The sequence below is a fragment of the Myxacorys chilensis genome (assembly GCF_059505265.1).
Window position 1 is genome coordinate 44950 of record NZ_JCACKG010000227.1, and the last position, 14154, is coordinate 59103.

Below are 14154 nucleotides of genomic sequence, written 5' to 3' on the forward strand. Positions count from 1 at the left end.
TAATAAGCTTTAAAGCATTTGTAAAAATTAGGAGAATAAAACAATGGCTAGTAGTGATCAGTACAAGCATCAGATCATGAACGATCTGGCTGGCGGGAATACAGAATCTCTGCCAGATGAATCTGGTTCTTTAGAAAATTATGATAACTTTGATGACTTTGCTCAACGGTCTTCGCGAGATGAGCGGCGGAACTTGTTTAGCCGAGCGTTCCACCACGATCGCGTCTCTTCTGCGGAGATGGAACCTGAACTGCAGCGTGCGATCGCTCAAATCAAACCAAATGAGCGAGGTGATGTTGCCCACGAATTTCTCAAGCAGTTCAAAAAGCGGGGCTTGAGTGAGCAAGATCTAGCAAAACAGCTAGGGCTATCCACGCATCACGGCAGTCGGATGTCAGCAGATGATGTCGGCAAGTTAGCGGGCTTTGCTTATCACAATCATCCTGATATCTTCCATGAGGTCTTAGCGGATCAGCCTGCCCTTGTGAAGTTTCTGAGCAATCCTGTTGTTGGTGCCGCGATGGGCGCGGTTGCCGCAAAGTGGTTAGGTCACAAATAAAATCACAAGCGCCAATCTAATGATTGTCTAAACAGCAAAGCCGCCCTCTTGATATTCAAGAGGGCGGCTTTGTCTTACTCACCTGTCGTATCGAATAGCCACTTAAACTGCCATTGCAACTTTGGGCTGCTCGCGTCTGACTTGGATTTGACCATCCTCATCCACCTCAACGATCGCCGTGTCTCCAGCTTGAATGCGACCTGCGAGGAAGGCTTCTGCCAGGCTATCTTCGAGTAGACGAGCGATCGCACGACGCAACGGACGCGCTCCATAACTCGGATTGTACCCTTCGGATGCGACCCGCTCTTTGAAGCGATCGCTCACTTGTAAGGTAATGCCTTGCTCTGCAATCCGTTGGGCAGCTTCTGCAATCATGAGATCTGCAATCTGCGTCACTTCATCGCGGTTCAACTGATGGAAAACGATAGTCTCGTCAATCCGGTTGAGAAACTCTGGACGGAAGTAATTCTTCAGTTCATCGTTCACCTGATTGCGAATCCGACCGTATGCTGCCGCTTCAGACGACTCGGACGACATCTCGAAGCCCAAACCTGCGCCTCCCTTCTCAATCACCTTCGAGCCTAAGTTCGAGGTCATGATCAGTAAGGTATTCTTGAAGCTAACAGTTCGACCTTTGGAATCGGTCAAACGCCCGTCTTCAAGCAATTGCAGCAACATGTTAAACACATCAGGGTGAGCCTTCTCGATTTCGTCGAAGAGCAGCACTGTGTAGGGATTGCGACGAACGGCTTCGGTTAGCTGACCGCCTTCGTCATAGCCGATGTAGCCAGGAGGCGAACCGATCAGCTTGGAAACGGTGTGCGACTCCATAAACTCAGACATGTCAAGACGAATCATAGCCGAGTCGGAACCAAACACCGCTTCAGCCAAAGCTTTGGCAAGCTCGGTCTTACCCACTCCAGTCGGGCCAGAGAAGATAAAGCTGGCGATCGGGCGATTTGGATTGCTTAAGCCCACTCGCGATCGCTTGATCGAGCGTGCCACCGCAACCACGGCTTCATCCTGTCCGATCACGCGCTGATGCAAGCGCTGATCTAAGTGCAGCAACATTGCAGACTCAGACTCGGTCAGCTTGCTCACCGGAACTCCTGTCCAAGCCGCAACCACTTGCGCGATGTCTTCTTCGCTCACAACTGGCGTTATGCCAGATGCGGTGGATGGAGTTTGACCACTCGAAAGCTGAGCTTCTAATGCCAGTTCTTGATCGCGGAGTTGCCCTGCTTTGTCAAAGTCTTGAGCCGTCACCGCCGCTTGCTTGTCTTTCGTGACTTGCTGCAACTGCTTCTTCAAGACCTTAATTGCAGGATTGGTGTTTCTTAACCGAACCATAGAGCCTGCTTCGTCGATCAGGTCAATCGCTTTGTCAGGCATAAATCGGTCGGTAATGTAGCGATCGGCAAGAATGGCCGCTGCCTCAACCGCTGCATTGCTAATTGTGAGTTGGTGATGTTGCTCGTAGCGATCGCGCAGTCCTTTCAGAATCTCGATCGTCTCTTCAACGGTCGGTTCACCCACCATTACTGGCTGGAAGCGTCGCTCTAGAGCCGCGTCGCGCTCAATGTGCTGACGATACTCATCGAGCGTGGTCGCACCAAGGCACTGAAGCGCTCCACGTGCCAACGCAGGTTTAAGCAAGTTTGCTGCATCCATGCCGCCTTCATTGCCGCCTGCACCAACAAGGGTATGAATCTCGTCGATCACCAGAATCACATTACCGGACTGCTGCACTTCTTCAAGGATGTTCTTCATGCGCTCCTCAAAGTCGCCCCGGAAGCGAGTGCCTGCCAGCAAACTACCCATATCAAGCTGAATCACTTGCTTGTCATAGAGCAAATCGGGCACATCCTGAGCGTAAATGCGCTGAGCTAATCCTTCTGCGATCGCGGTTTTACCAACTCCTGGTTCACCGACTAACACCGGATTATTCTTCGAGCGGCGACCTAGAATTTGCACCACTCGCTCGATTTCCTTAGCGCGACCGACGACTGGGTCAAGCTTGCCCTCTGATGCCATTCGAGTTAAATCTGTACCAAACTCGTCTAGCGTGGGCATCCGTTGAGAGCGCTGAGCAGCACTACCACCACCAACCACAGCAGGTTCTGGCTCTGAAGCAGACTGCATCATTTGAGTGTGCAGGGCAGCTAGATCTACCCCTAGCGTCGTCAACACCTTGGCTGCAACCCCTTGATTGTCTTGCGCTAATGCCGCTAATAGATGACGCGGACGTACATATCGCTCTCCTGAAAGGCGAGCCGCTTGAAGCGCCTGTTCGAGAACTTGCTTGCCTTTCGGCGTGAAGGGAAGTTCGGCCAGTGTCGATCCGGTCCCTCGACCTACAATTTTTTCAACTTCGGCACGGGCAATGTCGAGCGTTACACCAAATTCTTTCAGAATCGACGCCGCAACCGTATCCGTTTGTTTCAGTAATCCAAGCAAGACCGCTTCTGTACCCACAGAATTTTGCCGCAGTCGGCGTGCTTCTTCTTGGGCGTACATGACGGTAGCGATCGCTTGGTCTGTGAAGTATTCAAACATTGGGACGTTCTCCACTATGCTATGTCTGCTGAGCAAATTGCCGAGTCAGACGAAGGAGTCTAGAGTGAGTCTCACTCGTAAACTTTTTTGTAGTTATGTATTCACTTTAATGAGTGGAAGCGGGAGCAACTAGGGAGGAAAACCGTCTGAGAAAAGGCGGGAAACGTAACCGAGAAGCGGGATGGGGTGGAAGGTAGAGAAAGCCGAAGCAGAGAACAAATTAGGTTTAACGTCACCGCATTCGTGTAAAGAATGCTACTCGAATCCCTGAATTTATCGCGTAGAAGACGGAATCATTACAGTAGTTTGATGATTGCTTGAAAATAATAAGACCACATTATATACTACGACCGACAATCAGGCTTGCTCACAGATTGTATGGCTGATCGATCAGGTTATCCACAGTTGAGCAAATCGCTAACTAAACTGGGAGACTGAACTATGAATATTATTGCTTGGGCAATTTTAGGCATCGTAGCAGGCGCGATCGCGAAGCTACTTTATCCTGGAGACCAAGGCGGCGGAATCGTTAACACCATGCTGCTTGGTATCGTGGGTGCATTCTTGGGCGGAAGCATTGTCACGCTTTTGGTTACAGGCACGATCGCGCTGAACACGTTACCCGGTGTGCCCGGTCTGGTTGTTGCCATTTTGGGTGCAATGGTCGCAATTTTCCTATGGGGCTTGGTCACGCGCTCCGTTTAATTAATGCCATTAAATTGGATACGGATTGGCGAAAGCCAATCCCTAAAAAAGTTTGATTCTATAATTTTCGATCGTGTCTGTGCGGCTCAGTACGAGTTATTGAGGCAAATCGTATCACACATGAAAGGGCACGACCGCGAGAGGCAAGACCACAAGCAACAACCACAACCAAGCTCTTGGATTGGTTTCAGGAAGCGGTTCTAAGGGATCAAGCAAGGCATCGATTCGCTCAGCTAAACGGTTCTTGACAACCGCACTGCTAAACGCCGCACATAATTGATCAGACTCCATTTGAGAGGCACTCACAACAGACAGCAGCGCTTCTGCCAACAGTAATGGATCACCCTGCTGTGCTGCCCACCGATCTGCACGCAATTCTCTCAGCATCAATAATTCTTGCCACAGCGCATTGGTCTGTGGCAACCAAGCGGTTAACCGACGCAACCAGCCTAACCAAAAGAACCAGAACGTATCTCGGTAATAGGCGTGGGCTTCTTCATGTCTCAAGACAACTTCTAAATGGTGTGGCTCAAGCGTTTCTAGTAGTCCCTGGCTAATCACTAACTCTGGGTTCCAAAAGCCGATTTGAGCGACAAAAGGCGCGGACTGATCCAGCAATCGAGCGGCAGTTCCACCGATGTCTTGCCGGGGCAACTGTTGGACGCGACGAGTCGATCGCAGGGCGTCACTGCCTAATTGGATCGCCAACACCAAACCAAGTCCCAAAAAGCCGATCGCGACGCCATAGCTGCCCCAGCCTTCCCACCAGCGCACCATCTGTCCTTTCGGTCCCATCCACAGAATGGCGATCGCGCTGACTCCAACCAGCAACGGCGAAAACAAAAACGCTCCCAGCGTCCGATTCCATCGCTGGCTCCAGCCGTCAGCGGTAGGATTCCACGTCAGGCGAACGGAGAGGGCAACACTTAACGTCACGATCAATAAGACTAGATGCATTACTTCTCCTCTCTGGCTTGGCGGACGGCTTTAAGGCGTTGCGCGATCGCGTCGAGTTGTTCGACGCTGGCTTGATCCAAACTATCGGCAAAGGCTGCTACAACATCGGCATTGCCCACCGCGAGAAACTGGTTTAGCTGTTCATAGGCGTGCAAGGCTCTTGCTTCTGCCTGAGAAATTCGAGCTTTCCAGGTAAAGGAGCGATTTTGTTTGTCGCACAGTAGCCAACCCTTCGCCGTCAAGCGATTCAGAACGGTTGTTACTGACGTATAGGCCAACTCGCGATCGGGATCATTCAAGATGCGATCGTGGACATCTTTCACAGTGACCGCTTCGAGTTCCCAAACAATGTTCAGAATTTCAGCCTCAAGCGGGCCGAGGGAGAGATGTTTTGGGCGGTGTTCGGGGAGAGGAGCCATAGCAATGATAAAAACAAGCTGTTTCTAGAGTAGAGGAAAGCGATTGGCGTTGCCAAGCTCCAAAGGATCGCCATAAACACGTCTTGAGAAGTTCTACAGAGTGTCGTTTGACGAACAAAATTCAGGAGCGACAGTATAGAGAAGTCATCCGTCGATTTAACTCAAGTAATGAACCACAGAATTTTTGGCAGTGCGATTAGCGCAGTTCTTAGCATCCTGATTTCTAGCGGAGTCAAAGCCGACGAGATGCATTCCCAAAACCCCTCTCACCCTCAACATTCGACCCCTACTCATGCCCACGGTAAGCTAGAAATTCCAGCTGGAACAGCGCTTCCAGCCGTTGATTTGGAGGTTGCTCCCGACCCAATGGGAGGCTGGAATGTGCAGGTCAAGGCAGAAAATTTCAGGTTTGCTCCAGAGCAGGTCAACCAGACCAACACCGTGAATGAAGGTCACGCTCACCTCTACGTGGATGGTAAAAAACTAACTCGGCTGTATGGGGCTTGGTACTACTTAGACAAACTACCGACAGGTCCTCACAGCGTGACTGTGGTGCTCAACACCAACCGTCACGAGGAGCTATTTCACAACGGTAAGCGCATCGAAGCGACACAGCGATTTATTGTTTTTCCGGCTGGTGCAGGACACTAGCGAATAGCATGTCATGATAGGTAAAATCCGTTAAAGGTGAGTGACGGACGATAGAATGAGCCTCAAAAAAATTGTCAAAAAAGATATTGTCAAATGGTTGCAGCAACGCCCCTGGCTTTTATTGCCAGTGTTGGGCTTGATTCCGCTAACGGGTGCCTACGTCAATCATCGCTTCCCTGAAACAGTTCCACCTACGCCCGTCTCGTCTCCTGCTGCGCTCTCGCCCTCACCCGTCACATCGCCATCTCCGCTGCCACTTCCTCCGACGCCTCAAGCATCGCCTCAAGCCAAAACGTCTCCTCAGCCGTCTAAAAAAGCATCGCCAACACCTGTTGATCCGTCTAAATACACCAAGGAGCAAGCTGCAATCAATGCGCGGTCAAAGGTGGCATATGCTGCATCGGCTGGAACTATAGATAGTTTGATTCAGATGCATGTTGCGATCGCAATGGGGGTTCCTTCTGCCGCGATCGCGGCGTCTAACGGGGCAACGATTACTAATTCGCAAGGCAAAAAGCTCCAGCAACTCGCCGCGAATACTGCTTATCCGGTTGGAGCTAACGGCGATACGCTAACCGTAGGAAGCACTCAATTACCCAGCATTGTAGTCGTTGAGCCTGCCTCTGGCGGTCTCCTCTATTTGGGTGATAAACCCTATCGAGGACGGTTTGTTCTTGCTGTTCAAAGTAGCCGCGTTTGGGTGGTCAACTACATTGATTTGCGGCGCTATCTCCATAGTGTTGTCGCGAGTGAAGTGTCACCGAGTTGGAATGCTCAAGCCCTGAAAGCCCAAGCAGTCGCCGCGCGATCGTATGCCTTGACCTATTACTTTAAACCTGTGAATAGCCTCTATCAGATGGGATCTGATGAGTACTACCAGGTCTATAGCGGCACAGAGCGAGAGGACGATCGCACGAGTCGAGCCGTTGACGAAACCTCAGGGGAATTTGTCAGCTATAAAGGCGGAATTGTCGAGTCTCTCTATGCGGCCTCCGACAGTATTGTGGTCGAGGCATTCAAAGGCAGAGGCATGAGCCAATTAGGAGCGTTAAATCTGGCAGAGCAGGGATACAGCTATCTGCAAATTTTGGCGACTTATTATCCTAAAACTGGAGTTGCCAAAATCGAGCAAGATTACGAGTAGCATCAGCATCTCCTTCTCATGACGGGGCTATCAGCCCTAAAAGGTTCTACCCTAAGGAACTGCTCAGGTCTAAAGCGATTTTCTAGTCTTATATCGTACTGGTTTAAGAAGGAAACGTTTATGACAGCTGCTACGGAACCAAAAGGTTCAAATAAATTTCATGCGTCATTTTGGTCAGGCCTGCTTTTAATTGTGTTTGGTGTAATAGGAATTGCTGCCCCTACTTTTTCTTCGCTAGTTGTTGAAACCTGGATTTCTTTGATTCTGTTTTCTTCAGGTGTAACAAAGATTGTTTATGCATTCCAGACCCGTGAAGAGGGTTTTGTTTGGAAGCTTTTGATTGGTGCGCTCTATATCGCAACTGGTGCATCGCTGTTCTTCCAACCGCTGACTGGCGTTCTAACGCTGACGCTATTACTTGGTAGCTTCCTTCTGACAGAAGGAGTATTCAATATCATCTTGGCATTCCGCCTAAAATCGCAGCCTAACTGGACGTGGATTCTCGTCGATGGCCTCGTGACGCTAGGCCTCGGTGCGCTGGTTTGGCTTCAGTTTCCGTCCGATGCCCCTTGGCTACTTGGAACCTTAGTCGGCGCAAGTATTTTATTCTCTGGCATCTCGCGATCGCTTCTTGCCCTCAAGCCACCAACGGCTACTACGGCGTCAAATCAGTCAAATCAACCGGATCAAGCCCCTTCAGCTTCATAACAGGGTAGACAGAACGCGATCTGCTTTAGCAGATATATCTCGTGATCGCGTTCCTCCTTCATGTGTGATTAGCGCAGAGCGCAACTCTAATGAACCCGCGATCGCAATTGCGATCGCGCTTTCGGTTTAGGGTTGATTGAGGCGACAGATCGACGACCTTAACTAACCTACAAGGTCAGGCGATCGCGCTAGGCTTCATAGTGATATTTGCAGGCAGCGACGATAATTTCATCGTCTGTTACGGTGTATATCAAACGATGCTCATCGCTAATCCGCCGTGACCAGAAGCCGCTTAAGTTGTGCTTGAGGGGTTCTGGCTTTCCTAAACCTGCAAATGGAGAGCGATCGATGTCTTTCAGCAGTTCCACAATTTTCTTATGAAGCTTTTTGTCGAGTTGCGCCCATTCAGTGAAGTCTTCAAAAGCGCTTGTTTCAAAAACAACTCTACGTTTCACTCCAGTTCATCTAGATTGACTTCGATCAGGTTGGATCGCTGCTTAACATTTTCAACCGCTTGCAGCAGTCGAGTACGGTTCGGAGCCGAACCCATGAGATGAGCCGTTTCATCTACGCCGTACACAACAATCTCGATCTCCTGATCCTTAAAGGTTGCTTTCAGCCCTGCTAAAAAATTTTCGTCGAGTTCGTTGGCGTTCAAACGATAAACGGTTTGCATAGCTCCTTTTGTCGTCAGTGAAAATCCTGGGTTTGCTAATCCAATGTTAGACGTTTTCCGAAGACTGCGCCCTCATTGCTTTTCACTTTCCCAGAAACTTCAACGATCGCGTTCATCCCTCACGTGTGATTAGCGCAGAGCGCAACTCTAAAGAAAGCGCGATCGCGGGTTGGGTCTGATTAATCGCGATCGACAATAGCGACTACATACAGCAACTGAAATATCAATGAGCCAGTGCCTTGAACTCTTCTAAATCTCTTAACGAGTCAAAAGCTGGCTCTGTTTTAGCAGTTTCTTGGTAATCGGAATCTATTGAAATCGCGCTCTGTAAATTGCCCATTGCCTGTTCGCTATTTCCTTGCGCGGCATAACAGGTTGCCAATCCGTAGAAAATTTCTGCCTCTTCGGGTTCAAGTTCGAGGGCACGACTGTAAGCTGCGATCGCATCGTCGTATCGTGCTCGTCGCTTCAGGGCTTCTGCCAACATCCACCACATATTCCATCGTTCTGGTAGGATTTCTGCCAGCTTATTGACTAACTCCAATGCGTCGTCTTGGCGATCGATCTTTTCCATAAACAAGATCTTCTCTTGCCACAGTTCCAGGTTGCCGCGATCGCTGCGAATTGCCTCATCATAGGATTCCAGCGCTTCATCATTACGCCCTAGTTTTTCTAACAGCTTTGCCCGATCGAGCCACGCAACAAAGGCATCGCCCATCGTCAGCACTCGATCGACATCGGATAGTGCCTCTTCATAGCGCTCCAGTCGCTGCAAGGTAATACTCCGCGCCATCAATACCATTGGATTCGGGTTCATCTCAACTGATTTGCCCAACGATTCCAGCGATTCTTCGTGGCGATTTTGTCGCGTCAGGTGCATTCCCCGAAAGAACCAGCTTCCGGGATTGTCTGGCAGTTGCTCTACCATTTCATCAAACCACGCCAGCGCTTCTGCGGGACGCTCAGAATCTTCGAGCGCCATCGAGATCATCAGCCACGCATCGAAATTTTTGGGTTCTAGTTTGATCACTTTTTTGAACACCGCGATCGCCGCATCCAGATCCTCCAAATCCATCAACGCTCGACCCTTGCCCATCCAAGCTTCCACATAGTTGGGCTTTAGCTTGATAGCCTTGTCAAACGCTGCGATCGCCTGCTTATACTGCTTCCACTCGGCAAAGGTTTCAGCTTTTTTGACCCAGCCGAGGTGCTGACCTGACTTGCTCATACTCAAATGGGAATGAACGACGTATGGTTTAGTCTACAGCCTTGAGAATTCACAACAAATCTCGATGGAAATTGAATTTTGGTACGACGGAAAGGCAATTGCCAAAGACACGATAGAACTTTCAATCACCGATCCGGGACTGCTCTACGGGGCGACGGTGTTTACCACGATGCGAGTGTATGGCACGTTAGATCATCCCTTGACGCATTGGACGGGACACTGCGATCGCCTCAAAACATCAATTGAAACCTTCTATTGGCAGCAACCCGATTGGAGCCGACTACGCCACGGCGTCGAGTGGATAATGCAGCGCTATCCCGTCCTCCGAATCACAGTGTTTCCAGACGGGCGAGAATGGATTACTGGGCGACCTTTGCCGCCCGATCTGATGCAGCGACAAGAAAATGGCATCACAGCTTTAGTGACTCAAAATCTCGGGCGCACGCTGCCCTCTCATAAAACCGGAAACTACCTCGCGCCGTGGCTTGTCAAGCAAGCAGCTGAGCGATCGAACGCTCAAGAAGCCATTCTCACCAATCTTGCAGGCGAGTGGCTAGAAACCAGTACAGGCAGTCTTTGGGGTTGGAAAGACGGGCACTGGTGGACACCACCTCTAGAGAGCGAGATTTTGCCCGGATTACTGCGATCGCGGCTCATCGCTGAGCTGAGATGGCACAATGAAGAAGTCACTGAACTCCGTTGGAATGCCGCGCTTGTAGAACAATTTGATGCGATCGCCTACACGAACTGCGTGGTGGAAGTCATTCCAATTCACACTGTTCTGAGCCACGATACTACTCTGTCCTACGATGCAAGACACTTTGGAATTCAGAAATTGCTAGAAATGTTTAGGGAAGGGAGGAGAGAGGAGGGATGAGGGATGAAGGTAAGAGATTATTTCAGGTTTGTGTGTGAACTAAAAAACGCTCAAAACCGTGTTCTAAACTCCATTCTTTCCACTTTTCATCCCTCATCCCTCCTCGCGAAGCGGGGCGAAGCCCTCCCTCATCCCTTCCTTCTCCCTCATCTGTCTCTCAGATACGTTAATATTAATTAACATAATCAAACTTTGAGACACCCCTCGTTCCCAAACCATTAGGAGGACAGACCCCGGTGAATAAACGGTGGAGAAATGCTGGGCTATATGCGCTCCTTGCGATCGTCGTCATTGCACTGGCGACCGCGTTTTTTGACAAACAGCCTCAAACGCGAGAATCTTGGCGCTACAGCCAGTTCATCCAGGAAGTGCAAAGCAATAACGTAAACAAGGTCAGTTTGAGCGCCGATCGCTCGAAGGCGCTGGTGCAGGTGCAAGACGGAAACAAAGTCGTCGTCAACCTGCCCAATGACCCCGATCTGATTAACATTCTGACTAAAAATAATGTTGATATTTCGGTCTTGCCTGCAACTGATGGCAACGACTTCTGGATTCGAGCAGTAAGCAGCTTGTTCTTCCCAGTCTTATTGCTGGTGGGGCTGTTCTTCTTACTTCGCCGCGCCCAGAATGGCCCTGGTAGCCAAGCGATGAACTTTGGCAAGTCCAAAGCGCGGGTGCAGATGGAGCCGCAGACCCAAGTCACCTTTAACGATGTGGCAGGCATTGACCAAGCGAAACTAGAACTCAATGAAGTTGTAGACTTCTTGAAAAACGCCGATCGCTTTACTGCCGTGGGTGCGAAAATTCCTAAAGGCGTGCTGTTGGTTGGGCCTCCTGGAACTGGAAAAACCCTGCTGGCGAAAGCCGTTGCAGGTGAAGCAGGTGTCCCCTTCTTCTCGATTTCGGGTTCTGAATTCGTTGAAATGTTTGTTGGGGTCGGCGCATCTCGCGTACGCGACCTGTTTGAGCAAGCTAAAACCAACGCGCCTTGTATCGTCTTTATCGACGAGATTGATGCGGTCGGTCGTCAGCGTGGTGCAGGTCTCGGTGGTGGTAACGATGAGCGGGAGCAAACCCTTAACCAGTTGCTCACCGAAATGGATGGTTTCGAGGGTAATACTGGAATCATCATCATTGCGGCAACCAACCGTCCTGATGTATTAGATGCAGCGCTGCTGCGTCCGGGTCGCTTTGACCGCCAAGTAGTTGTCGATCGTCCAGACTATGCAGGTCGTCTTGAAATTCTGAACGTTCACGCACGCGGCAAAACTCTGTCTAAGGATATTGACCTAGAGAGAATTGCCCGTCGTACCCCTGGCTTCACGGGTGCTGATCTTGCTAACTTGCTGAACGAAGCCGCAATCCTTGCCGCTCGTCGCAACCTCACCGAAGTCTCGATGGACGAAGTGAATGATGCGATCGATCGCGTCTTGGCTGGACCTGAGAAAAAAGATCGCGTCATGAGCGAAAGGCGCAAAGAATTAGTGGCGTACCACGAAGCAGGTCACGCCCTAATTGGAGCGCTGATGCCAGATTACGATCCGGTACAGAAAATCAGCATTATTCCTCGCGGTCGTGCGGGAGGTTTAACCTGGTTCACACCAAGCGAAGATCGGATGGATTCGGGCTTGTACTCTCGCTCGTATCTGCAAAACCAAATGGCGGTTGCCCTTGGTGGTCGTCTGGCTGAAGAAATCATCTATGGGGATGAAGAAGTCACAACTGGGGCGTCTAATGACCTCCAGCAGGTAGCGCGGGTGGCGCGGCAAATGGTGACTCGCTTTGGCATGAGCGATCGCTTGGGTCCTGTCGCTCTCGGTCGTCAGCAAGGCAACATGTTCTTGGGACGTGACATCGCCTCAGAGCGTGACTTCTCGGAAGAGACTGCCGCGACGATTGATGAAGAAGTGAGTACGTTAGTCGAAGAAGCCTATCGCCGTGCAAAAGCGGTTCTTATCGATAACCGTCACGTCTTAGAACAGTTAGCTGCGATGTTAATTGAGAAGGAAACGGTTGATGCAGAAGAACTGCAAGAATTGCTGGCAAACAGCGATGTGAAAATGGCATCGATCGCATAACTCGCCAAATCAAATTACATCTTCGGGGGCACTCTGCAACAGGAGTGCCCCTTTTTGCATCGAGCCTCCTAAATTCTCAATCGTTGATCAAACCTCTCTATGCCTTGCATCCGCCCCAACTGAAGATGGCTTGATTGATACCTCAGAATGATGTTGCTACTACAGCCCTTGAATCGTAATAGAGGAGGCAACACTGTAGCTTAGTCACAGCATGAAAACAGCGTTTTTGGTTTTAGGAGGGCAACGGAGCGGCACGTCTGTCACGAGCCACATTCTATCCAGATTTGGAATTGACTTTGGCTCTGACAAACACTTTATCCAAGGTGGACACAATCCAATTTTCTTTGAATTGAATTGGGTGAACGACGGAAACAACCAATTAATTAATGCTTTAGGCCATTAGTATACAGATTTCTTCTTACCAGTGGAGAGCGACTTCGAGGGCACCCACTTTACGACTATTGAACATAATTTGCATACACAACTGCTCCAAGAATGGGACGACAAACCCCTGATCGGACTCAAGGATCCCCGCTTCTCGCTAACGTTTCCCGTTTGGCAACGAGTGCTTTCAGCAGCAGGCTACAGTCTGAATGTTGTTCTTGCGTTTAGATGTCCTTCCAGCTTTCTCAAATCCAACCAAAGGCTTTTCCATAACTGGGAGGGATGGGATACGAACAGACATCTACGGTTCTGGCTACAGCTCAATTTGGCGGCAACCTACTTCACACGCAATCTTCCTGTCTAAGTAGCTAGGCGGAATTAAACCGAAAACGCTCAAGGGAGTATCCTCCTGTTTGACTCCGTGCTTCCATTCCTTTGATCACTGCCAGCGCTAAATCGTATTCATCTTCAAACATCTGCCCTGCAATCTCGTGAGCTTTGAGTTGACGCCACTGGTCTTCGATCCGATTCATCTTGGCACTGTAAGGCGGCAAAAAGAACAGCAATAAGCCTTGGTCTTGCCAACGTTGCCAGTGCTGTCGCACGATGTCGCGCTTGTGAATCGAACAGTTATCCTGTGTCACCACGGTTAAGCGTCCGGTTTGGGCCAGCGTCAGGGCGGCTTTTTCGGCCATCCAGTTCATCACTTTGATGTAACTTTCGCCATCAAATCCACCCTGCATAAGGGCATATTCAAAGGTCTTGTCCGGTTGCCAGAGTCCCAAAATGCTGATGCGATTACCTCGTGTCGGCACTTGTTCCAGATGTTTCTGGTGCCCGACCCGACTGTAGCTGTAACTGACGGGACTATACAAACAGAACCCCGCTTCATCCAGGTATTTTAGGTCAATGTGTCCCTCCTGTGCTGCTAGTTCTAGCGTGTCGAGGTCGGCTTGTTTGAGCCGCTGATACTCTGGGTCTGGGCTGGGCCGCTGGCTTTGACGGGTGCGCTTCCATTGGAACCCTTTTTTTGCAGAATCCGACGAATCCGGTCTGCACTCAGTTTTACGCCGCGCTCTTGCTCTAGCAGGGCGGATAATTGGGCACTGTTGTACGTGCGTTGGTCTTGATCCAAACGTTCCTCTAGATACTGCAGATCGGCCTCGCTCCACCTCCGTTTCATGCCCCGTCCTGGGGCATCCCATAATCCCC

At 50.2% G+C, this 14154-nt stretch carries 15 protein-coding genes; 8 read left to right on the forward strand and 7 right to left on the reverse strand.

Going from position 1 to position 14154, the window contains the following annotated elements:
• Positions 1-43 precede the first annotated feature (43 nt).
• Positions 44-559, forward strand: a complete 516-nt coding sequence (locus AC5JLB_RS23150) for a hypothetical protein (RefSeq protein WP_495876185.1) — start codon at positions 44-46, stop codon at positions 557-559.
• A 102-nt stretch (positions 560-661) separates the two neighbouring features.
• Here the strand turns inward: AC5JLB_RS23150 and AC5JLB_RS23155 are convergent, their stop codons facing one another.
• Positions 662-3115, reverse strand: coding sequence for an ATP-dependent Clp protease ATP-binding subunit (locus AC5JLB_RS23155; protein WP_495876186.1), 2454 nt, complete (start codon positions 3113-3115; stop codon positions 662-664).
• Positions 3116-3556: 441 nt separating this feature from the next.
• On the opposite strand from AC5JLB_RS23155, the gene AC5JLB_RS23160 reads away from it, so the two are divergent.
• Positions 3557-3820 carry a GlsB/YeaQ/YmgE family stress response membrane protein gene (locus tag AC5JLB_RS23160; RefSeq protein WP_495876187.1) on the forward strand — a complete coding sequence of 88 codons (264 nt, stop codon included), beginning with the start codon at positions 3557-3559 and terminating at the stop codon, positions 3818-3820.
• Positions 3821-3934: 114 nt separating this feature from the next.
• Here the strand turns inward: AC5JLB_RS23160 and AC5JLB_RS23165 are convergent, their stop codons facing one another.
• Together AC5JLB_RS23165 and AC5JLB_RS23170 are read right to left on the reverse strand one after the other, a co-directional pair.
• Positions 3935-4777 (reverse strand): M56 family metallopeptidase, encoded by an 843-nt coding sequence (locus AC5JLB_RS23165; RefSeq protein ID WP_495876188.1) that lies wholly within the window; start codon positions 4775-4777, stop codon positions 3935-3937.
• The gene (locus AC5JLB_RS23170; protein ID WP_495876189.1) at positions 4777-5196 is read right to left on the reverse strand and encodes a BlaI/MecI/CopY family transcriptional regulator; all 420 of its coding nucleotides are present in this window, start codon (positions 5194-5196) and stop codon (positions 4777-4779) included. Before AC5JLB_RS23170 ends, AC5JLB_RS23165 begins: the two co-directional genes overlap by 1 nt.
• A gap of 168 nt (positions 5197-5364) precedes the next feature.
• On the opposite strand from AC5JLB_RS23170, the gene AC5JLB_RS23175 reads away from it, so the two are divergent.
• From AC5JLB_RS23175 to AC5JLB_RS23185, 3 genes are all read left to right on the forward strand, one after another.
• Positions 5365-5847, forward strand: coding sequence for a hypothetical protein (locus AC5JLB_RS23175; protein WP_495876190.1), 483 nt, complete (start codon positions 5365-5367; stop codon positions 5845-5847).
• A 55-nt stretch (positions 5848-5902) separates the two neighbouring features.
• Positions 5903-6991, forward strand: coding sequence for a SpoIID/LytB domain-containing protein (locus tag AC5JLB_RS23180; RefSeq protein WP_495876191.1), 1089 nt, complete (start codon positions 5903-5905; stop codon positions 6989-6991).
• Positions 6992-7111: 120 nt separating this feature from the next.
• Complete coding sequence (locus tag AC5JLB_RS23185; protein WP_495876192.1) at positions 7112-7699, forward strand: HdeD family acid-resistance protein; 588 nt, start codon at positions 7112-7114, stop codon at positions 7697-7699.
• Between the two features lie 188 nt (positions 7700-7887).
• On the opposite strand, the gene AC5JLB_RS23190 is transcribed toward AC5JLB_RS23185, so the two are convergent.
• The 3 genes from AC5JLB_RS23190 to AC5JLB_RS23200 all read right to left on the reverse strand — a co-directional run bounded on the left by AC5JLB_RS23190 (position 7888) and on the right by AC5JLB_RS23200 (position 9603).
• Positions 7888-8154 carry a Txe/YoeB family addiction module toxin gene (locus tag AC5JLB_RS23190; protein ID WP_495876193.1) on the reverse strand — a complete coding sequence of 89 codons (267 nt, stop codon included), beginning with the start codon at positions 8152-8154 and terminating at the stop codon, positions 7888-7890.
• Positions 8151-8375, reverse strand: coding sequence for a hypothetical protein (locus tag AC5JLB_RS23195; RefSeq protein WP_495876194.1), 225 nt, complete (start codon positions 8373-8375; stop codon positions 8151-8153). The genes AC5JLB_RS23190 and AC5JLB_RS23195 overlap by 4 nt, the downstream gene beginning before the upstream one ends.
• A gap of 223 nt (positions 8376-8598) precedes the next feature.
• A complete protein-coding gene (locus tag AC5JLB_RS23200) occupies positions 8599-9603 on the reverse strand; it encodes a tetratricopeptide repeat protein (protein ID WP_495876195.1) in 1005 nt (334 codons plus the stop codon).
• Positions 9604-9667: 64 nt separating this feature from the next.
• On the opposite strand from AC5JLB_RS23200, the gene AC5JLB_RS23205 reads away from it, so the two are divergent.
• The 3 genes from AC5JLB_RS23205 (at position 9668) to AC5JLB_RS23215 (ending at position 12961) form a co-directional block, all read left to right on the forward strand.
• Entirely contained in the window at positions 9668-10480 is an 813-nt protein-coding gene (locus AC5JLB_RS23205) for an aminotransferase class IV (RefSeq protein ID WP_495876196.1), read from the forward strand.
• A gap of 236 nt (positions 10481-10716) precedes the next feature.
• Positions 10717-12558 carry an ATP-dependent zinc metalloprotease FtsH3 gene (gene ftsH3 / locus AC5JLB_RS23210; RefSeq protein ID WP_495876197.1) on the forward strand — a complete coding sequence of 614 codons (1842 nt, stop codon included), beginning with the start codon at positions 10717-10719 and terminating at the stop codon, positions 12556-12558.
• Between the two features lie 211 nt (positions 12559-12769).
• On the forward strand, positions 12770-12961 hold the full coding sequence (locus AC5JLB_RS23215; RefSeq protein ID WP_495876198.1) for a hypothetical protein: 192 nt from the start codon (positions 12770-12772) through the stop codon (positions 12959-12961).
• Between the two features lie 349 nt (positions 12962-13310).
• Here the strand turns inward: AC5JLB_RS23215 and AC5JLB_RS23220 are convergent.
• Positions 13311-14154: transposase (locus tag AC5JLB_RS23220; RefSeq protein ID WP_495876199.1), on the reverse strand; the 844-nt coding region annotated here is incomplete at its 5' end.